The organism is Streptomyces sp. NPDC089919, assembly GCF_040684615.1.
In the GTDB taxonomy this organism is placed as follows: Bacteria; Actinomycetota; Actinomycetes; order Streptomycetales; family Streptomycetaceae; genus Streptomyces.
This window is the reverse complement of the sequence record NZ_JBFBGK010000136.1, coordinates 1-18,839: the sequence shown is the minus strand read 5'-3', so window position 1 is coordinate 18,839 and position 18,839 is coordinate 1. Positions and strand designations below refer to the sequence as shown.

Here is an 18,839-nt window from a genome sequence, read left to right as displayed (position 1 = left end):
ATCGCGGCGCAGATTCCACCCGGGTACATGGACAAGAAGAAAGATTCTCGCGGAGACAACTCGGAGGTCTCGGGCCGCGGCCCCGGCGGGATCAGCGGGCGTGACCGCGCCTGCCGGTCAGCGGGCGGCGATCAGCTCGAGCGTGTCGATCACGCGGTTCGAGAAGCCCCACTCGTTGTCGTACCAGGCGACGACCTTGACGTGGCGGCCGTCGACGCGGGTGAGCTCCGAGTCGAAGATGGAGGAGTGCGGGTTGCCGACGATGTCGGCGGAGACCAGCGCGTCCTCCGAGTACTCGAGCACGCCCGCCAGCGGGCCCTCGGCCGCGGTGCGGTAGGCGGCCAGGATGTCCTCGCGGGTCACGTCGCGGGCGACGGTGGTGTTCAGCTCCACGATCGAGCCCACCGGGACGGGGACGCGGATGGAGTCGCCCGAGAGCTTGCCGTCGAGCTGGGGCAGCACGAGGCCGATGGCCTTGGCGGCGCCGGTGGTGGTCGGCACGATGTTGACGCCGGCGGCGCGGGCGCGGCGCGGGTCGCGGTGCGGGCCGTCCTGGAGGTTCTGCTCCTGGGTGTAGGCGTGCACGGTGGTCATGAAGCCGTGCTCGATGCCCGCCAGCTCGTCGAGCACCGCGGCCAGCGGGGCCAGCGCGTTGGTGGTGCAGGAGGCGTTGGAGACGATGGTGTGCAGCTCCGCGTCGTACGCGTCGGTGTTGACGCCGTACGCGAGGGTGACGTCGGCACCGTCCGCGGGGGCGCTGACGAGCACCTTGCGGGCGCCCGCCTCGATGTGGGCGCGGGCCGCGGTGGCCGAGGTGAAGCGGCCGGTGGACTCGAGCACGATGTCGACCTCGAGCTCGGCCCAGGGCAGCTGGGCCGGCTCGCGCTCGGCGAGCACCTTGATGCGGCGGCCGTCGACGACGAGCACGTCGCCCTCGACGGTCACCGGGCGGCCGAGCCGGCCCGAGGTGCTGTCGTAGGCCAGCAGCCGCGCCAGGGCGGTGGGCTCGGTCAGGTCGTTGACGGCGACGATCTCGAGCTTGCTGTCGCGCTCGAGCAGTGCGCGCAGGACGTTGCGTCCGATGCGGCCGAATCCGTTGATGGCGATGCGAGTCATGGTGTGTCCCTCCGGTTCGCACCCAGCTTCGCGCGCGCCGCTCGGCCGTGACAGCGGCGAGATTGCCATGGTCCGCAAGGATCGCGCCAGCCGCGTGGACACCCCCCGATTCCGGCTCCCACCAGGGACGACGCCCCGTCGTGGGGGTCACTCGCCGCGGGTGAAGGTGCGCCGGTACTCGCTCGGGGTGGTCCGGAGGATCTTGGTGAAGTGCAGGCGCAGGTTCGAGCCGGTGCCCAGGCCCACGTCGGCGGCGATCTGCTCGACCCCGCGCTCCGAGCGCTCCAGCAGTTCCCGGGCCATGTCGATGCGGGCCCGCATCACCCACTGCATCGGGGTGTAGCCGGTGTCCTCGGCGAAGCGCCGGGAGAAGGTGCGGGGCGAGACCGCGGCGTGCCGGGCCAGCACCTCCAGGGTCAGCGGTTCGCCGAGCCGGTGCAGCGCCCACTCGCGGGTGGCGGCGAAGCGTTCGCCGAGCGGTTCGGGGACGCTGCGCGGGACGTACTGGGCCTGGCCGCCGCTGCGGTAGGGGGCGGCGACCAGCCGCCGGGCCGCGTGGTTGGAGGCGGCCACGCCCAGGTCGCGGCGGAGGATGTGCAGGCACAGGTCGATGCCGGAGGCGGCGCCGGCCGAGGTCAGGACGGTGCCCTCGTCGACGAACAGGACGTTCTCGTCGACCCGGACCAGGGGCCGCTGTTCGGCCAGGGCCCGGGTGTAGTGCCAGTGGGTGGTGGCGCGCCGGCCGTCGAGCAGGCCGGTGGCGGCGAGGGCGAAGGCCCCGGTGGAGATGCCGGCGAGCCGGGCGCCCCGCCGATGGGCGGCGATCAGCGCGTCCAGGACGGCCCGGGGCGGGTCCTCGCGGTCGGGGTGGCGGTAGCCGGGGACGAAGACGGTGTCCGCCCACTCCAGCGCCTCCAGGCCGTGGGCGACCGCGTACGAGAGCCCGTCGCCGCCGGTCACCGGCCCGGGCACGGCCCCGCAGACCCGCACCTCGTACGGCATGCTCGCGCGGGTGGTGAACACCTGCGCCGGGATGCCGACGTCCAGGGGCTTGGCGCCTTCGAGGACGAGGACGGCGACGCGGTGGGGGCGGGAGGCTGGCACCCACCGAGGGTACGCGGGCGGCGGGCGCGCCCCCGACAGGGCGGGCGGGTGTCCGCGCCCGCCGGGACGGCGCGCCGGACACCCGCCGCCGCTCGGTATCGGCCACTCCGGATCAATTGGTCCAGACCTGTTGACGGGGCCCCCGGCAGCGCAATAGGTTCCCGGTCACGAAGCAGCGACGCGTCAACTCCCCACCGCCGACCGGGAGTACGGCCATCCCGACGGGTCCGCCCCGCCGGCCCCACTCCCCCGCCCCCCACCGTCCCGGTCGACGTCACGCCCGCGCTCCGCGCTCCGCGCCGTCCCCCCATTCCCTCTGGAGGCACCCCCTTGCGCACGTCCACCCGTACCCGAACGCGCCTGGCCTGCGGCCTCGGCGCCACCCTGCTGGGCGCCGCCGCGGTGCTCACCTCCCCCGGCGCGGCCTTCGGCGCCAACCTGCTCTCCAACGGCGACTTCGAGGCCGGCACCGCCGGCTGGTCCTGTAGCGGCGGCCTGGGCTCGGCCGTCTCCTCGCCCGTGCACGGCGGCGCCAAGGCGCTGGCCGGCGCGGCCACCGCGAGCGACAACGCCAAGTGCACCCAGACCGTGGCCGTGCAGCCGAACACGAAGTACACCCTCTCCGCCTGGGTCCGCGGCAGCTACGTCTACCTCGGCGTCACCGGCGGGGCCTCCACCTGGACCCCGTCGGCCGGCGCGTACTCCAAGCTGACCGTGAGCTTCACCACCGGCGCCGCCCAGACCAGCGCCGAGATCTACCTCAACGGCTGGTACGGACAGGGCACTTACTACGCGGACGACGTCGCGCTGGACGGCCCCGGCGGCAGCGCCGACACCCAGGCACCCACCGCGCCCGGGAACCTGACCTCCACCGGCAAGAGCGCCACCACCGTCAACCTGGCCTGGACCGCCTCCACCGACAACGTCGGCGTCAGCGGTTACGACGTGTACCAGGGCGGGACCAGGGTCACCGGCTCGAACATCACCAGCGCCACCGTCTCCGGCCTGACCCCCGAGACCGCGTACACCTTCACCGTCCGCGCCCGGGACGCCGCCGGGAACACCTCGGCCGCCTCCAACGCGGTCAGCGTCACCACCGACAAGGGCAGCACCACCCCGCCCACCGGCTTCAAGCAGGCCGCGCCCTACTACTACACCGGCTGGGGCAACCCGCCGAGCCCGACGACGGTGATGAACGCCACCGGCGTCAAGTGGTTCACCATGGCCTTCATCCTCTCCTCCGGCGGCTGCAACCCGTCCTGGGACGGCGAGCGCCCGCTGACCGGCGGCCAGGACCAGAGCGCGATCAACGCGATCCGCGCGGCGGGCGGGGACATCGTGCCCTCCATCGGCGGCTGGCAGGGCAACAAGCTCGGCCCCAACTGCACCACCCCCGAAGCCCTGGCCGGCGCCTACCAGAAGGTCATCGACGCCTACGGCCTCAAGGCCATCGACGTGGACATCGAGAACACCGACGAGTTCGAGAACGCCGTGGTCCAGGACCGCATCCTGGGCGCCCTCAAGATCGTCAAGCAGAACAACCCGGGCCTGCGGACCATCCTGACCTTCGGCACCGCCACCTCGGGCCCCACCACCTGGGGCAACCGCCTGATCCAGCAGGCCAAGGCGCTGGACGCCGGCATCGACGTCTTCACCATCATGCCCTTCGACTTCGGCGACGCCTCCACGGACATGTACGCCTCCACCGTGAGCGCGACGGAGGGCCTGAAGGCCAAGCTCAAGTCGGTCAACGGCTGGGACGACGCGACCGCCTACGCCCACATCGGCATCTCCGGGATGAACGGCCTGAGCGACAACTCGGAGACCACCACGATCCAAAACTGGACCGACATCCGGAACTGGGCCAACTCCCACCACATCGCCCGGCTGGCCTTCTGGTCGGTCAACCGCGACCGCGGCTGCCCCGGCGGCGGCCTCCAGGAGAACTGCTCCGGGATCGCCCAGAGCGACTGGCAGTTCACCTCCATCACGGCGGGCTTCACCGGCTGATCCGGACGACGCACACAGCGGGGGCGGCCCGGCACGGGGCCGCCCCCGCTCATCGTGGACGGCGGGCCGGTCAGGACAGCAGCAGCGCCCGGTCCCAGACCGGGCGGTCCGCGGTGGCGGCGGCCAGCAGCGCCAGGGCCGTCCCCGCCGCACCGTCCAGGAAGCCCGCCCCGCCCGGGTGCGGTCCGCCGGCCGCGAGCGGTGCGGCCAGCCGTACCGCCTCGTGGGCGAGTTGCGGGTCACCGGTGTCCCGGGCGAAGCGCAGGGTGATCTGGAGCAGACCGGCCCGCCCGTGGCACAGCCCCGGCGCGTCCGCGGGCCGGTGCCCGGGCGTGGGCTGGTGCAGCGCTCCCTTGAGGAGCCGTACGGCCTGCTCCCGCAGGCCGGGGTCGTCGAGCGCCACCCCGGCGAGCCACAGGGCGCGGGCGGTACCGGGGCCCCCGCGGCACCACGAAGGGGGCGGACCGGGCCGGTCCGGGCCCGGCGCGTCCGGCGCGAGGATCCGTTCGGCCAGCCGCGCGGTCGCCGGGCGCTGGCCCGGTACGGTGACCCCGGCCCGGGCGGCCAGCGCGAGCAGGGCCAGCGGCCCGCCCGCACCGTGCGCCATCCCGCGGTCCAGCCCCCCGGTCGGGGGCAGTTCCGCCCACAGGACCAGGGCGCGCAGCAACGCCTCCAGCACGGACCGCGCCCCGGGGTCCTCGGCGCGGCACAGCAGATAGGCGCCGCTGCCGGTGAGTCCGGTGACCAGGTCCACGGCCGGCCCGGAGACGCGCAAGTCCGGCGACCGGGGCGACGGGTCCGCCAGCTCCCGGACCCGATCGGCGGTCCGGCGCACCACCCTCTCGTGGGCCTCGGCCAGCAGGTGCCCGCCGGGATCCGCCAGCCAGGCGGCGAACGCCAGCCCGGCCAGGCCCCCGAAGAGGCCCGGCGAGGGCGGCCCGCCGCCGGAGAGCCGCCGGTCCCCCGCGGCCGAGGCCGCCAGGTACCCGCGGGCCGGCTCCGCCCAGCCCGCTCCCGGGTGGACCAGTCCCCACTGGTGGAAGACCAGCGCCAGCCCCGGCCCGCCGGCCGCGAGATCGGGCCGGACCCGGCGCGGCGCCGGACGCGGCCGGCCGGTCAGCGCCGCCACGGCGTCCAGGGCCGCCCGCGCCGCCGCCCCGGTCAGGAGGGGGGACCAGGGCGGCTCGGCGGGGTGCGGCACGGGCGGCTCCTCGTAGGGGTGTCCGGATCCGGGGCCCGGTCCCCGGCCGGCCGCGGACTCCGGCCGGCCGGGGACCTCAGGGCCGGGGACTCACTCCGGCGGACAGCGCGGCGGGTCGGTGCACTGGCCGCTGGTGTGGTCGGTGTCGCAGCACATCGCCGGCTCGAGCATCTGCTCGTCCGTCTCCGGCAGTTCCTGCAGTTCGAGGACCTCACTCTCCATCAATCTCACCTCCTTCCCTCAGGACCGGGCAACGGGGACGCGGCGGCCGGCGGCCCGGTGGTGCCGGGCAGCCAGGAACGGCCGCCGCCGTGGACGAGGCGCAGCAGCAGGTCCAGCACCCCGGCCAGCCCCACCTGGTAGCTCGCGTGCACCTCGCGCAGTGTCTCGTCGGGGACCAGCAGCCGTCCCTCCCGCCGGGCGGCGCGGACGGCGAGGCAGGTCACGGCCTCGCCCGCCCAGGCGCGGTACCGCTCCTCGCCGGTGGCCTCCGCCAGGTCCAGCAGCAGGTGCGCGTTGCCCGCGACCCCGTGGCAGGCGCTGGGGCCCAGTCGCCAGCGGTCCAGTCGGACCGCCCGGGCGGCCAGCTCGGCGTGCTCCCGGAAGACCGGCTCCCCGGTGACCTGCCACAGCGGCACGAGGAAGGTGCCGATCCCGGATGCCCCGTTGCACCAGAAGTCGAGGCCGGTGCGCTCGGTGCGGCCGGGGCCCTTCGGCCAGACCGCGGCCCCGCCCCGCCGCTCGGCCAGGGCGCACAGGGCGTGCCCGCCGGCCGCCGCGATCTCGACCAGCTCGGGCCGCTGCAGCGCGGTCCCGGCGGCCAGCAGGAAGGCACCGACCCCGGCGACGCCGTGGCCGAAGCCGTACGAGGTGCAGCCGGCGAGGTCACGGCGGTGGCCGGGGCCGAGCGGCCAGTCCACTCCGCCCGGCTCCGCGGTACGGGCCAGCACCCCGTCGGCGCACCGCCCGGCCCGCTCGGCGAAGCGCGGATCGCCGGTCCGCCGCCACAGGTGCAGCTGGGCCAGACCGGCGCCGGCCAGGCCGTGGCACACGTCGGGGTTGTGCCAGTCGAGGGGGATGCCGAGGGCGTAGTCCCGGGCCCGGGCCGCCAGCGCCGGCTCGTCCAGGGTGACGGCCGCGTCGTACAGCGCCCAGGCCGTGCCGGAGCGGCCGAAGTAGAGGCCGGGCAGGATCCTCCCCGGGCGGTCCAACTGCCGTGCCAGCCACCGGGCGCCGGTGACCAGCGCCGCCTCGACGGCCGGGCCGGCGCCGGCCGGGCCGGCGCCGGCCCGGGCGGCCCGGTCGAGTACGGCGAGCACGCCCGCGGCGCCGAGTTGGACGTTGCAGGGGTCTCCGGGCGGCAGCGACCGGGGCGGCGGCCACAGGTGTTCGCCGGCCGGGTCGAGCGTGTCGGCGAGGTGGTCCAGGCCGTCCCGGAGCAACCGGGCGGCCGCCGCCGTGGTGCCGGGGTCCGGGGGCGTGCCGGCGGTGGTGCGCGGGACCGCGGCCGGGGCGGCCAGGTACGCCGCGGCCCGGGGCAGGGTCCAGCGGGCCGGGCCGTCCGCGGTGAGCCCGAGGACCAGCGGCGCGAGGTCGTCAAGGGCCGGGCAGCCGGGCCGGGCGGCGGCCACCATCGCCGCGATCCGCTCGCCGGCCGGCCGGGCCGGGGCGGAGTCCGGGGCGAGCACCGGGTTGATCCCGGACGCGGCGTGCAGCAGCGTGGCGCCGAGGCTGAAGCAGTCCGCGGCCGGGCCGGGGGCCGGGATCCGGCGCGGGGTGCCGTCGGGGGCGAGGGCGCGGATGTCGTCGAGGTGGGCGGGGTCGGTGAAGCCGCGGGTGCCGGCGGCGTGCGCGGTGGCGTCGGCGGCCAGGGCGCACTCCGGGTCGATGAGCACCGGCCGGCCGGCCGGAGTGATCATCACGTTGGTGGGCTTGAGGTCGCGCAGCACGTACCCGGCCGCGTGCACCCGGGCGAGCAGCGCGGTCAGCGAGCGGGCGAGCCGGCGCAGCTCCACCACCGGCATCAGGCCACCGTGCTCCTCCGCCCGGTCGGCGGACCACCGGTGCAGGCTGACGCCCTCGATCAGTTCCTCCGCGAGGAAGAGGTGCCCGCCCGCCTCGAAGACCTCGTGGGGTCGCGGGGTGAGGCCGGCGGGGCCGAGCCGGGCCAGCACGGCGGCCTCGTACCGCAGCAGGTCCCGGGCGTCGGTGCCGTCGGGCGAGGCGCCGATGTGCGGCCGGGCCTCCTTGAGCAGGACGTCGGTGTCCGAGTGCCGGTCCCGGGCCCGGTAGACCCCGCCGCGGTTGGCGTGCCGGATGGCCTCGCGCACCTCGTAGCGGCCGGCCAGCAGCACCGGATCGCCGGGCCGGCGGGTGGTGCGGGCGGGGGCGGGGAAGGGCGGTTCGGCCCAGGAGGGCGGGGAGAACCAGGGGTTGCGCAGGTCGGGGACCGAACTGCCGTCGGGGGCCCGGAGCAGGCCGGTGTAGAAGCCCTCGTCGTCGAGTTCGCGGGGCCGGGCGAAGCCTCCGTAGCGGTAGTGGACCAGGCTGCCGGGCCGGTAGCGGCGGTCGGAGCGGATGGCCGGCCCGGCCAGCCCGGCGGTGGCCCGGTGCAGTCGCTCGGCGAGTTCGCGCAACTGCTCGTCGTCGGCCGGGTAGACGGTGAGGAACTTGCCCGACTGCGCCCGGGAGGCCCGGACGGCGGTCAGCTCGGCAGTGACGCGGGGCGAGACGGCGAACTTGAACGCGCACGGCGAGGCGCCGAGCACGGCCGCCGCACCGGCCAGCACCGACGGGGCCGAGGCGACGGTGGCCGAGACGTGCAACTTCCAGCCCTGTTCGCGGAGTTCGGCCTGCTGCGGGGTGACCATGCACCAGGTCCCGCCGTCCTGCAGCGTCCAGTCGGACAGCGCCGCGCCGAGCGCACGCCGGGTGATCGCCTGATAACTCATGGCCACGTTCCGGAGTATGGCAGCGCCGGAGCGGGCCGGTAACGCCGGAAACCGGACAGCGGGATCCGCCCGCCCCGGGTCGGCCGTCCTGTTCAACCGCGGGGACGGAAGCAGTTGAACAGACGACGAAAGCCCCGGCGGGTGACCCGCCGGGGCTCCTTCGCTGCGGCGCCGCCCTGCCCCGGCGGCCCGTCAGCCGGCCGCGCTCAGGCGGCCTTCAGCTGACGGTCGGCGGTGCAGAACTCCACCAGGACGGGGCCCATCACCTCGGGCGTGACGCGGTGCCACAGGCCCGGCAGCTGGAGCCGGCGGCCGTTGGGCAGCGCGGCGGCGGTGGCCGCGGCGGCGGCCAGCAGCCAGTCGCCGGTGGAGTCGCTGTTGACCATCAGCGTCTCCACCTGGGTCTGGGCCAGCCGCTCGACCGGTATCCGGCCGTCGCCCATCAGGACGGTGTCGTAGGCGAGGGTGTGGGCCAGCGCGACGTTGGCCTCCCACATCGGGCCGGACTTCCAGTCCTCGATCCAGTCCGGCGGGAAGCCGACGTGCTCGGCCAGGAAGTACTCCACGGCGCCGCTGCGGTCCGTGTCCAGGAGCACCCGCAGCTTCTCGGCGAACTCCGGCTCGGGCTTGCGGAAGCCCTCGACCCGGTAGGGCGGCTCCAGGACGACGAGCCCGCCCATCGGCACGCCCGCCATCGCGGCCTCCAGCGCGAGGATCGCGCCGCTGGACACGGCGAAGACCACCGCGTCCCGGCCGGCCGCCTCGATCACGGCCGCCAGGTCCTCGACCTCGCGCTGCACCGAGTACTCGGGCGCGTCCCCGCTCTGCCCCCGGCCGCGGCGGTCGTAGGCGTAGACCGTCAGGTGCGGGGCGAGCTCGGGCACCAGGGTCGAGAACGCCGTGTGGTCGCGGAACCCACCGCCGAGCAGGACGATCGGCGGACCCTCACCCGTTTTCTCGTAAGCAATCGTCGTGCCGTCCCCCGAAACGACCTTCTCCATCGATATCTCCTGTCGAATTGGCGTGCTCCTCATGTATTCACGCACCTCGACAGTCGTCAACAGGCCAAATCTGGGCGGTGGCGTTCAGGGGGCAGAATCTCGGTCTTGCCAGCGCGCCGGACGGCCGGGCGGCCCGGCGCCTCGCGATCACACCGCTCCGACCTGCCACGATGTGGACAACGGTGGGCGGGCGACCGCCTCCGGGACCGGGCTCTGGAATACCGCTCGAATTCTCCACGAATGGCAATGGAATGTCGTCGGAGAACGGCTCAGGAAACACCGGCCGGGTGGATCGAATTCGCCATCCCCCGGGAATAGCACTGGTCAGTAGGACGTTTGAGCGGCGGCATGTCCGTAGTGTTCCGGTCAGCGCACCGCCGCCGGCCCCCCGCTCCGGCCCCCGGAGCCCCGGCCGGCGCGGTCACAGCCGCCAGTACGACCCACCGCGGGAGTCCACGTGCACCACGTGCGGCCCGATCCGCACGGTGTGCCGGCCCGGGCCGGTCCAGGAGCCGTCGGGCGCGTCGGCGGGCACCGGCAGCGGGGTCCAGATCTCGAGGAAGGTGCTGCCGTCGGTGTTGGTGCCCCACTCCACGAGGTCGGCGCCCTCCTGGCGGAAGCTGCCGATGTCCTCGCCGGGCTCGCCCGTGAGGTGGTGGAAGTGCACCCGGGACCCGTCGTAGCCGGTCCGGCCCGCGAAACCGCGGCTGTCGGCGAAGTAGGGGCCGGTCTGCAGCCACACCACGTGCTCCGGCTCGGCCAGCGGCCCGCCGTCGCGGCTGATCCCGCGCCGCAGCCAGGCGCCCCGGCCGGGCAGCGGGATGCCCGGTCCGCCCGGGGCCGGGGCGCGCCCGAGGACGGCGGTCGGCTCAGACACCGGGGGTGGTGCCGTCGACGGCGTGCAGGGTGAGTTCGATGTTGCCGTGCACGGCCTGGGAGTACGGGCAGACCGCGTCGGCCCGGCGCAGCAGCGGCAGCAGGTCGTCCGCGGCCCAGCCCGGGAGGGAGACGGTCAGGCTCACGGCCAGGCCGTAGCCCGCGGGGGTGTCGGTGGTGCCCAGCCGCACCTCGCAGGCCACCTGTGCGGCCGAGGCGTCCGCCCCGAAGTCCGCGGCGACCTCCGCCAGGGCGGAGGTGAAGCAGGCCGCGAACCCGGCGGCGAAGAGCTGTTCGGGGTTGGTGGTGCCGGGGACCTTCTTGCGCGGCGGGGCGAGCCGGACGTCGAGGCGCCCGTCGTCGGTGACCACCGAGCCGGTGCGGCCGCCGCTGGCGTGCGCGGTGGTCCGGTACAGGGTGGTGGTGAGCGGCACGGTCATGAGGTCGGCCCATCTGTGCGACGAGGGGACGCCGCCCGGGGCCGGACGGCGTGACGGCGCCCGCCGGTACGACGGCGCCTTGGGGGCGCGTCGTCGTGCATGACCGGGTACGGCGCATCTCGTCCGGGGCCCGCAAGCCGGGCCGCGCTCAATGTAGCAACGCCGCAGGTCCGGCGCTTCCCTGCGGGCCGGTGACCCTCCTCACCCGGGTCCGGCCGCCGGTCACCGCGCCGCGTCGGCGGTCCGCGGCACCGCGGACAGCGGGGTCGCGACGTGCTCCAGCGAGCGTCGTTCGGCGTCCACGCCCCAGCGGAAGGCGGTGAGGCCGCCGAGGACCATCAGCACCCCGCCGACCGTGTAGCCGGCGAACACCCGCCAGGGGTTGTGGCCTTCGCCGATCAGGGTGGCGAACAGCCAGGGCGCGACCACCCCGCCGAAGAGCATGGACAGGGCGAAGAAGAAGGAGATCGCCTGGGCCCGCATCTCCACGGGGAAGACCTCGCTCACGGTCAGGTAGGCGGAGGAGGCGGCCGCGGAGGCGATGAAGAAGATCACGCACCAGAGCACGGTCTGGGTCACCGCGGTCAGCACGCCCTGGGCGAAGAGCCAGCCGGTCAGGACGAGCAGGGCCCCGGAGGCGCAGTAGGTCGAGCCGATCATCCGGCGCCGGCCCAGGCTGTCGAAGTACCGGCCGAGCAGGAGCGGACCGGCCAGGTTGCCGAGCGCGAAGGGGAAGATGAAGTAGGCGACGGCGCCGTCCTGGATGCCGTAGAACTCGGCGAGGATCAGCGAGTAGGTGAAGAAGATCGCGTTGTAGAGGAAGGCCTGGGTGACCATGAGCATGAAGCCCAGGACCGACCGGGTGCGGTAGTCGCGGAACAGGATCCGGGCCAGCTCCCGGTACCCGACCTGCGGGCGTTGCCGGTACTCCACGGCCTCGCTGTCCGGCACCGGATCGAGGTGTGCTCCCCCGGCCGTGACCTGGCGCTCGATGGCGTCGACCACCTGCTCGGCCTCCTCGGCCCGGCCGTGGGTCAGCAGCCAGCGGGGACTCTCCGGGAGGGTGCGGCGCAGGCCCCAGATCGCCATGCCGATGGCCGGGCCGACCAGCAGGCCGAGCCGCCACCCGAGGTCGACACCGAAGAGCTTGGTGTTGAGGAAGGCGAGGTTGGCGGCGGCGCCGATCATGGCACCCAGCCAGTACGTGCCGTTGATGGCCAGGTCGGCGTGGCCGCGGTGGCGGCTGGGGATCAGTTCGTCGATCGCGGAGTTGAGCGCGGCGTACTCGCCGCCGATGCCGGTGCCCGCGATGAAGCGCGTCACGGCGAAGAAGGCGAAGTTCATGGACAGGGCGGTGAGGCCGTTGCCCACCAGGTAGACCCCGAGGGTGACGATGAAGAGGTTGCGGCGGCCCAGCCGGTCGGCGAGGCGGCCGAAGACCAGCGCGCCGACGACCTCGCCCAGCAGGTAGATGCTGGCCGTCAGCCCGACCTGGGACGAGCTGAAGCCGAGCGCCTGGTCGTCGCGGAGCCGGTCGGCGATCGAGCCCGCGATGGTGATCTCGATGCCGTCCAGGACCCAGGTGATGCCGAGGGCGATCACCACCCGCCAGTGGAAACGGCTCCAGGGCAGGCGGTCCATCCGCTGCGGCACGGTGCTGTGCACGGATCCGGGCTTCGGCTCCGTGTCCAACGGATGGGCGACCATGGCAACCTCCCGGCACGACGGGTGCGGTGGCCGCTGCGGGCCGACCGTCATCAGCGCGGGTGCCCGGACGGGCGAGTTCCGATGCATGCCGTCCGGTGGGCGGCCCCGGCGGTCCGATCGTGCCGTGCGGCCGTCGGACGGGGGCGCCGCCACGCGGCGGGGCTCACATCACGTGACAGCTGCCGCCGCGGACCATGTCCAGGTGCATGGCGACCACCGGGCGGGCCTTCAGCGCCGCCTGCACGGTGTCGGCATCCTTGCCCTCCTTGATCTGCTTGTCGATCAGCGCGAGGGCGCCCTCGTGGGACTGCTCCTGGGTGCCGAGCCAGGCCTTGTCGTACCCGGCGGTGCCGGCCAGCACCTTCACCTTGTCGAGCCCGGCCTGCTGGGTGGCGCTCGGGGCGTCCGCGAGCACCACGTTGCCCTTCTTGGCGAGGTCGGACAGCTGCTCGTCCAGCTTGGTGTGGTCGCGGACGATGATCGCGGCGACCTCCTTCACGCAGCTGTCCTGACCGTTCTTCTCCGCGTCCTGGCCGGCCGCGATCTCGGTGAGGTTGCCCTGGTGGATGGTCTGCACGAAGGTCGCGTCCGGGCTGCCCGGCTGCGGCGCCGCCAGCGCCGGTACGACCGGCCCCAGCACCGCCAGTCCGAGCACTGCGAGGATGGTCCGTCGTCTGCCGCTCATCTCGGCCTCCCGCGTGCCGCCGACGGCCGGAGGGCCTGGCGCCGCCCCGGTGAACACCGTCGCCGCACCCCCTGCGGCTGTCCGCGCAGCGGCGGCCCAAACGGGGGTGCCGCTGTCCGGCACAGGGCGTTTCATGGGAATGTGCCTGGTTTCACGTGAAACCGTCCCGCCTGAGAAGAGGTCGGCCATGAGCACCTTCGACCCGCTGTCCCCCTCGTCCCGGCGCGCCGCGCCGGCCGTCCCTGCGCAGGTGTTCCGGTGAGTGCCGGGGCGGGCGGCGGGCGGTACGGCGAGGCGGTCTTCCGGCCGGAGCAGGCGGGCGAGGGCGAGCGGATCGACTTCGGGGCCCTGGCCTACGACGGGATCACGATGGCGCGGCTCCGGGCGCTGGGGGCCGGGCCCGGCTGGCACTGCCTGGACGTGGGGGCCGGCACCGGCACCGTCTCCCGGGGGCTGCTGGCGGAGGCCGGGGTGAGCAGTGTGCTCGCGGTCGACCGGGACGTGCGGTTCCTGACCGCAGCGCCCGGGCTGACGGTGCTGGAAACCGACGCCACCGCCCCGGACTTCGCCCCCGGCGGCCCGTTCCGGCTGGTGCACGCCCGGTTCGTGCTGATGCACCTGGCCGGGTACGAGCGCATGATCACGACCCTGGCCGCCCTGGTCGAGCCCGGCGGGGTGCTCGTCCTGAGCGACGCGGTCGACCTGACCGGCGACCGGACGCCACCGACCCCGTACACGGCGGCGATGCGGGCGATGTGGCAGGGGCTGCGGGCCACCATCGGCACCGACGTCTCCTGGGTGCCGTCCTACCCGCAGCTGCTGCGCGCGGCCGGACTGGAGCCGGTGGCCGCCGAGTTGTACGTACCGCCGCTGGAGCCGGGCAGTCCGATCAGCCGCTTCTGGGCGGACACCTGGGACCGCAGTCGCCCGGCCATGACCGCCACCGGGCTGGTCGACGACCGCGCCATCGACGAAGCCGTCGGCTACCTCGCCTCCCCCGCCTGTAGCTCCCTCTCCGCCGGCATGCTCACCGCCTGGGGCCGCAAGCCCGCCTGACCCGCCGGGCGTCAGGCCGCGGGCGGGCCTCCCGGTGGGCGGAGGGATGCGACGGCCGCGGCGGCGACGGTGCGGGCGACGGTGGACAGGGCCGGGGAGTCGAGTTTCCACTGCTGCCAGTACAGGGGGACGTCCAGGGGGCGGTCCGGGGCCAGTTCGACCAGGCGGCCGGTGCGCAGCAGGGGTTCGGCCTGGGGTTCGGGGACCAGGCCCCAGCCGAAGCCGGCGGCCACCGCGTCGCGGAAGCCGTCGGAGGTGGGTACCAGATGACGGATCGGCCCGGCGCCCGAGCGGCCCCCGGTCAGGGCGCGGACGTAGGCGTCCTGGAGGTCGTCGCGCCGGTCGAAGACCACCACCGGGGCCTGCCGCAGCCCCTCCGCCAGGCTTCCGGTCAGGTGCCGGGCGGCGAACTCCGGGGTGGCCGCCGCCAGGTAGCGGGCCAGTCCCAGGCTGCGCACCGTACAGCCGGCCACCGGGTCCGGTGAGGAGGTGACGGCCGCCATCACCTTGCCCTCGCGCAGCAGGGCGGTCGTGTGGGACTCGTCCTCGCGGTGCAGTTCGAAGCAGATCGGCGGGTCCTGCGGCACCCGCGTGAGGGCCGGCAGGAACCAGGTGGCCAGGGAGTCGGCGTTGACCGCGATCGGTACCCGGGCCGGCCCCTGCTCCTGGGCCAGCCCCAGCTCGGCGCGGGCGTCCCGCTCCAGCCGGGCCAGTTGCCGGGCGAAGCGGACGACCACCTCGCCGGATTCGGTGGGCCGCACCGGTTTGGTGCGCAGCAGCAGGACCCGGCCGGTGCGCTGCTCCAGCGCCTTGACCCGCTGGCTGACGGCGGAGGGGGTCACGTGCAGTACGGCGGCCGCGGCGTCGAAGGTGCCTTCGTCGACCACCGCGAGCAGGGTCTGGACCTGGTCCAGCGGCAGCTCGTCCATAAGTACGGCTAAGGCTACCTAAGAATCTTTAGCTGTACTCATCCCGCACCGGTCCTTACCGTCGCAGTCATGACCAGCAGCATCCTCACCGCCGTGATCGCCGGTTTCGGTACCGGACTCTCCCTCATCGTCGCCATCGGCGCCCAGAACGCCTTCGTCCTGCGCCAGGGCGCCCGCCGGCACGCCGTCCTGGCCGTGGTCGCCATCTGCGCCGTCTCGGACGCGCTGCTGATCGCGCTGGGCGTGGCGGGGGTGGGCGCGGTGGTCACGGCCTGGCCGGCGGCGCTGACCGCGGTGGGCCTGGCCGGCGGGGCGTTCCTGCTGACGTACGGCTTCCTGGCGGCCCGGCGGGTGCTGCGGCCGGATCCGGCGGCCGCGCTGACGGCCGGCGGTCCGGACACCGGGTCGGCCCGCCGGGTGGTGCTCACCTGCCTGGCGATGACCTGGCTGAACCCGCACGTCTACCTGGACACCGTGCTGTTGGTGGGCTCGCTCGCCTCCGACCGGGGCGAGCTGCGCTGGGCCTTCGGCGCGGGGGCCGCCGCGGCCAGCCTGACCTGGTTCCTCGCCCTGGGCTTCGGGGCCCGCCTGCTGAGCGGCGTACTGTCGCGGCCCCGGGCGTGGCGGGTGCTGGACGGGCTGGTCGCGGCGACGATGCTGGCGATGGGCGGGATGCTGGTCGCCGGGGCCTGAGCGGAGCGGGCCGCCGGCCCGCGGTCAGTGCGCCGCGTCCGGGAGGCCGACCGAGACGGTGGTGACGTACGGCTCGTCCAGTTCGCCGTCCGGGAAGTCCCGCAGCAGATGGGCGCGTTCGGTGGCGAGGAACTGGGCGCCGCCCGCCTCGCCGAGCAGGATGAAGGCCGAGTGGGTGGCCAGCTTCGCCAGGTGGAAGTCGATGGACACCCGCCGCGACCAGCGCAGTTCCCGGGTGCGCCAGGCCAGGCCCGGGGGCAGGGTGCGGTCGGAGATGTAGTAGCCCTCGCCGAACCGCGCCACGATCCGGGCCTGTTGTGCCGCCACCCACGGCACGTCCGGGTCCGGGTCGTTCCACCACAGCGCGAGGACGCCGCCCGGGCGCAGCACCCGCAGGGCCGAGGGCACGGCGCGCGCCGGGTCGGTCCAGTGCCAGGACTGGGCGTACGTCACCAGGTCGAGGGAGTCGTCGGCCAGCGGGAGCCGGTTGCCGTCGCCGCGGACCACCGGCACCTGCGGCAGTTCGCGCCGGAACTGCGCCGCCATCCCGGCACCCGGCTCCACCCCGGTCACCAGGGCGCCGTGGGCCCGCAGCGCCCGGGCGGCCAGGCCGGTGCCGGTGCCGACGTCGGCGACCCTGGCGCCGGCCAGCTTCAGGCCGCCGAACTCCTCGACGGTCTCGAAGACCGCCGCCGGGTACTCGGGCCGGTACGCGGCGTACGCGCGGGCGGCCCGGTCGAAGGCCAGGGCCCGCTCATGGGCCGGGATCTCGTCCGTCATGGACCGACTATGCCCCGGGGGCGGCGCCGCGGAACAGGGCGCCGGGGCTCCTTCCGGGCGGCGGGCCGCCGGTCAGGCCCGGGCGGGCAGCCGGAATCCGTTGAAGAGGTCGTCGGCGCCGCGCAGGGCCAGCCGCTCGGGGGTGGCCCGGACGACGAAGTCCCGGGCGGCCACCGCGAGGGGGTGGCGCAGGGCGCCCAGCCGGCCGACCCGGCGGGCGCGCAGCCGGACGGCGTCGGTGCGGTCCCGGCGGGCGGCGGTGTAGGCGGCGAGGGCGGCCTGGATCGCCGGCGCGGCGTCGGGGGCGTCGCCGGCCGGGAGCAGGTGGGCGAGGACCGCGGCGTCCTCGATGGCCTGGCAGCCGCCCTGGCCGAGGTTGGGGGCCATGGCGTGGGCGGCGTCGCCGAGCCAGGCGATCCGGCCGCGGTGCAGGGTGGGCAGCGGGGCCGCCAGGTCGTACAGGTCGTTCTGGAGCACGTCGGCCGGGTCGAGGCGGCGGATCCGCTCCAGCAGCGCGGGGATCGGGTCGTGCCAGGCGGCGAAGCGGCGGGAGAGTTCGGCGCGGGCGTCGGGCGAGCGGCTGCCGGCCGGCAGCACAGCCGTGGCGTAGAGGTAGAACCGGCCGTCGGAGAGCGGGGTGACGCCGAACCGCTCGCCGCGGCCCCAGGTCTCGCTCATGGCCGACACCCGCAGGTCGGGTGCGTCGACCAGGGCCCGCCAGGCGATCTCGCCCGTGTAGTGCAGACCGGGGTGGCCCGGGAAGTGCGCGCGGCGCAGCGGGCTGTGGATCCCGTCGGCGGCCACCACCAGGTCGGCGGCCAGCTCCGCGCCGTCGGCGGTCCGGACGATCGGGGCGGCACCGGCGTCGTCCACGGCGGTCACCTCGGTGCCGTAGCGCAGGGCGTCCGGCGGCAGGGCGGCGGCCAGCGCGGCCGTGAAGGCCGGGCGCGGCACCGCGATCGGGGCGACTCCGTAGCGGGCCGCGAGGTCGGCCGTCGCGGTGCGGGTGAGCCAGCGGCCGTCGGCGCTGCGGACGCCCATGGTGGCGGGCACGGCGCTGCCGGTGGCCCGGGCCGCGTCCACGCCCACGGCCTCCAGGGCGCGCAGGGCGTTGGGCGCGAGCCCGATGCCGGCGCCGGTGACGGGGGCCCGGTCCGCGCGTTCGCAGACGGTGACCCGCCAGCCGCGCCGGTGCAGTGCGACGGCGGCCGTCAGACCGCCGATTCCGGCTCCGGCCACCACAGCGTGTCGGTTCGGCATGGAACACCCCATCCGTTTCGGCGTGTCGGTGCGACGGGCCCGCGCGGGCGCCGGCGACCGATGACCCTCTACAGCTGTAGAGGCATGCCCTCACTCTACAGCTGTAGAGTGAGGGCATGTCCAGCCCAGACCGCCGCACCCTCATCGCGGACACCGCGATCGCCACCGTCGCCGCCGCCGGCCTGCGCGGACTCACCCACCGCGCCATCGACACCGCGGCCGGCCTGCCGCCGGGCAGCACCTCCTACTACTTCCGCACCCGCACCGCCCTGATCGGCGCCTGCTACGCGCGGATCGCCGAACTGGACCTGGCGGACTTCGAACCGCCGGAGCCCGGGCCGGCCGGCCCGGAGGAAGGGAAGGAGGCGGCCGCCGCCGCGCTCGGCCGGCTGCTGCACCGCTGGCTCACCATCGGCCGCGAGCGCCAGCTCGCCCGCTTCGAGCTCACCCTGGAGGCCGCGCGCACCCCCGAACTGGAGCCCGCCCTGCGGGAGGCCGGCCGGGCTTCCCGGGCCCGCGCCGCCGCCGTCCTGACGGCCCTGGGCGCCGCCCGCCCGCAGGAGGCCGCCGAGCTCCTGGTCGCCTGGACCGAGGGCACCCTCTTCGACCGCCTGACCGGCGCCATGTCCCGCGCCCGGCCCGCTCCCGACCCGGCCGAGCTCACCCGGGTGGCCCGGCACGCCCTCGACAGCGTCCTCGCCGACTAGGAGGCCTCTCTCATGGACCAGGCGGACACGGCACCGGTCATCGTCGTGATGGGGGTGTCCGGGACCGGGAAGACCACCGTCGGGCGGCTGCTCGCCCGGCAGGCCGGACTCGGCTTCGCCGAGGGGGACGAGTTCCACCCGGCCCGCAACGTCGCCAAGATGGCGGCCGGCGTGCCCCTCGAGGACGCGGACCGGTGGCCGTGGCTGGACGCGATCGGGGCCTGGGCGGGCTCCCACCTGGTGCTGTGGCTCGAGGTGGTGTGACCGGGGCCTCGGAATGACCGGGGGCCGTTGTTGGTTGGACATGTCCGGCGGAGGCGATC

Annotated in this window: 17 protein-coding genes, 1 pseudogene and 1 riboswitch; of the genes and pseudogenes, 5 read left to right on the top strand and 13 right to left on the bottom strand. The window is 75.1% G+C overall.

Annotated features, from left to right (window positions below):
- Positions 1–117 precede the first annotated feature (117 nt).
- Both gap and AB0O40_RS34165 read right to left on the bottom strand, forming a co-directional pair.
- Entirely contained in the window at positions 118–1,116 is a 999-nt protein-coding gene (gene gap, locus AB0O40_RS34170) for a type I glyceraldehyde-3-phosphate dehydrogenase (protein ID WP_365049500.1), read from the bottom strand.
- A 147-nt stretch (positions 1,117–1,263) separates the two neighbouring features.
- Positions 1,264–2,220: a helix-turn-helix domain-containing protein gene (locus AB0O40_RS34165; RefSeq protein WP_365049498.1), complete on the bottom strand. Its 957-nt coding sequence runs from the start codon at positions 2,218–2,220 to the stop codon at positions 1,264–1,266.
- A 360-nt stretch (positions 2,221–2,580) separates the two neighbouring features.
- Here AB0O40_RS34165 and AB0O40_RS34160 point away from each other — a divergent pair, with 360 nt between their 5' ends.
- Entirely contained in the window at positions 2,581–4,230 is a 1,650-nt protein-coding gene (locus tag AB0O40_RS34160) for a carbohydrate binding domain-containing protein (protein WP_365049504.1), read from the top strand.
- 70 nt (positions 4,231–4,300) lie between these two features.
- On the opposite strand, the gene AB0O40_RS34155 is transcribed toward AB0O40_RS34160, so the two are convergent.
- From AB0O40_RS34155 to AB0O40_RS34120, 8 genes are all read right to left on the bottom strand, one after another.
- Positions 4,301–5,431: a lanthionine synthetase LanC family protein gene (locus AB0O40_RS34155; protein WP_365049496.1), complete on the bottom strand. Its 1,131-nt coding sequence runs from the start codon at positions 5,429–5,431 to the stop codon at positions 4,301–4,303.
- Between the two features lie 90 nt (positions 5,432–5,521).
- Positions 5,522–5,653 carry a hypothetical protein gene (locus tag AB0O40_RS34150; RefSeq protein ID WP_365049494.1) on the bottom strand — a complete coding sequence of 44 codons (132 nt, stop codon included), beginning with the start codon at positions 5,651–5,653 and terminating at the stop codon, positions 5,522–5,524.
- 5 nt (positions 5,654–5,658) lie between these two features.
- Positions 5,659–8,382 carry a class IV lanthionine synthetase LanL gene (gene lanL / locus AB0O40_RS34145; RefSeq protein ID WP_365049502.1) on the bottom strand — a complete coding sequence of 908 codons (2,724 nt, stop codon included), beginning with the start codon at positions 8,380–8,382 and terminating at the stop codon, positions 5,659–5,661.
- 206 nt (positions 8,383–8,588) lie between these two features.
- Positions 8,589–9,383, bottom strand: coding sequence for an alpha/beta hydrolase (locus AB0O40_RS34140; protein ID WP_365049492.1), 795 nt, complete (start codon positions 9,381–9,383; stop codon positions 8,589–8,591).
- Positions 9,384–9,804: 421 nt separating this feature from the next.
- Entirely contained in the window at positions 9,805–10,260 is a 456-nt protein-coding gene (locus AB0O40_RS34135) for a hypothetical protein (RefSeq protein WP_365049490.1), read from the bottom strand.
- On the bottom strand, positions 10,253–10,699 hold the full coding sequence (locus AB0O40_RS34130) for an Ohr family peroxiredoxin (protein ID WP_365049488.1): 447 nt from the start codon (positions 10,697–10,699) through the stop codon (positions 10,253–10,255). The genes AB0O40_RS34135 and AB0O40_RS34130 overlap by 8 nt, the downstream gene beginning before the upstream one ends.
- 84 nt (positions 10,700–10,783) lie before the next feature.
- Positions 10,784–10,847: riboswitch (guanidine-III (ykkC-III) riboswitch) on the bottom strand.
- A 74-nt stretch (positions 10,848–10,921) separates the two neighbouring features.
- Positions 10,922–12,406, bottom strand: a complete 1,485-nt coding sequence (locus AB0O40_RS34125) for an MFS transporter (protein WP_365049486.1) — start codon at positions 12,404–12,406, stop codon at positions 10,922–10,924.
- A 163-nt stretch (positions 12,407–12,569) separates the two neighbouring features.
- Positions 12,570–13,091, bottom strand: coding sequence for a DUF4142 domain-containing protein (locus AB0O40_RS34120; RefSeq protein ID WP_365049484.1), 522 nt, complete (start codon positions 13,089–13,091; stop codon positions 12,570–12,572).
- A 258-nt stretch (positions 13,092–13,349) separates the two neighbouring features.
- Between AB0O40_RS34120 and AB0O40_RS34115 the strand changes: the two genes are divergently transcribed.
- Positions 13,350–14,147, top strand: coding sequence for a class I SAM-dependent methyltransferase (locus tag AB0O40_RS34115; RefSeq protein ID WP_365049482.1), 798 nt, complete (start codon positions 13,350–13,352; stop codon positions 14,145–14,147).
- Between the two features lie 11 nt (positions 14,148–14,158).
- Here AB0O40_RS34115 and AB0O40_RS34110 read toward each other — a convergent pair whose 3' ends face one another.
- Positions 14,159–15,076 carry a LysR family transcriptional regulator ArgP gene (locus tag AB0O40_RS34110; RefSeq protein WP_365049480.1) on the bottom strand — a complete coding sequence of 306 codons (918 nt, stop codon included), beginning with the start codon at positions 15,074–15,076 and terminating at the stop codon, positions 14,159–14,161.
- Positions 15,077–15,145: 69 nt separating this feature from the next.
- On the opposite strand from AB0O40_RS34110, the gene AB0O40_RS34105 reads away from it, so the two are divergent.
- Positions 15,146–15,769 carry a LysE/ArgO family amino acid transporter gene (locus AB0O40_RS34105; protein WP_365049478.1) on the top strand — a complete coding sequence of 208 codons (624 nt, stop codon included), beginning with the start codon at positions 15,146–15,148 and terminating at the stop codon, positions 15,767–15,769.
- A gap of 24 nt (positions 15,770–15,793) precedes the next feature.
- On the opposite strand, the gene AB0O40_RS34100 is transcribed toward AB0O40_RS34105, so the two are convergent.
- Together AB0O40_RS34100 and AB0O40_RS34095 are read right to left on the bottom strand one after the other, a co-directional pair.
- A complete protein-coding gene (locus tag AB0O40_RS34100; protein ID WP_365049476.1) occupies positions 15,794–16,549 on the bottom strand; it encodes a class I SAM-dependent methyltransferase in 756 nt (251 codons plus the stop codon).
- Positions 16,550–16,621: 72 nt separating this feature from the next.
- Entirely contained in the window at positions 16,622–17,809 is a 1,188-nt protein-coding gene (locus AB0O40_RS34095; RefSeq protein WP_365049474.1) for an FAD-dependent monooxygenase, read from the bottom strand.
- A 116-nt stretch (positions 17,810–17,925) separates the two neighbouring features.
- Between AB0O40_RS34095 and AB0O40_RS34090 the strand changes: the two genes are divergently transcribed.
- On the top strand, positions 17,926–18,516 hold the full coding sequence (locus AB0O40_RS34090) for a TetR family transcriptional regulator (protein ID WP_365049472.1): 591 nt from the start codon (positions 17,926–17,928) through the stop codon (positions 18,514–18,516).
- Between the two features lie 12 nt (positions 18,517–18,528).
- Positions 18,529–18,750, top strand: a pseudogene (locus AB0O40_RS34085) (gluconokinase); the annotation flags it as partial.
- Between the last annotated feature and the right edge of the window lie 89 nt (positions 18,751–18,839).

Excerpts from the sequence above, each read along its gene's own strand:
- AB0O40_RS34150 (WP_365049494.1), bottom strand. The coding sequence starts at position 5,653 with ATGGAGAGTGAGGTCCTCGAACTGCAGGAACTGCCGGAGACGGACGAG.
- AB0O40_RS34105 (WP_365049478.1), top strand. The coding sequence starts at position 15,146 with ATGACCAGCAGCATCCTCACCGCCGTGATCGCCGGTTTCGGTACCGGA.
- AB0O40_RS34125 (WP_365049486.1), bottom strand. The coding sequence starts at position 12,406 with ATGGTCGCCCATCCGTTGGACACGGAGCCGAAGCCCGGATCCGTGCAC.
- AB0O40_RS34095 (WP_365049474.1), bottom strand. The coding sequence starts at position 17,809 with ATGCCGAACCGACACGCTGTGGTGGCCGGAGCCGGAATCGGCGGTCTG.
- gap (WP_365049500.1), bottom strand. The coding sequence starts at position 1,116 with ATGACTCGCATCGCCATCAACGGATTCGGCCGCATCGGACGCAACGTC.
- AB0O40_RS34110 (WP_365049480.1), bottom strand. The coding sequence starts at position 15,076 with ATGGACGAGCTGCCGCTGGACCAGGTCCAGACCCTGCTCGCGGTGGTC.
- AB0O40_RS34090 (WP_365049472.1), top strand. The coding sequence starts at position 17,926 with ATGTCCAGCCCAGACCGCCGCACCCTCATCGCGGACACCGCGATCGCC.
- AB0O40_RS34130 (WP_365049488.1), bottom strand. The coding sequence starts at position 10,699 with ATGACCGTGCCGCTCACCACCACCCTGTACCGGACCACCGCGCACGCC.
- AB0O40_RS34100 (WP_365049476.1), bottom strand. The coding sequence starts at position 16,549 with ATGACGGACGAGATCCCGGCCCATGAGCGGGCCCTGGCCTTCGACCGG.
- AB0O40_RS34120 (WP_365049484.1), bottom strand. The coding sequence starts at position 13,091 with ATGAGCGGCAGACGACGGACCATCCTCGCAGTGCTCGGACTGGCGGTG.
- lanL (WP_365049502.1), bottom strand. The coding sequence starts at position 8,382 with ATGAGTTATCAGGCGATCACCCGGCGTGCGCTCGGCGCGGCGCTGTCC.
- AB0O40_RS34140 (WP_365049492.1), bottom strand. The coding sequence starts at position 9,383 with ATGGAGAAGGTCGTTTCGGGGGACGGCACGACGATTGCTTACGAGAAA.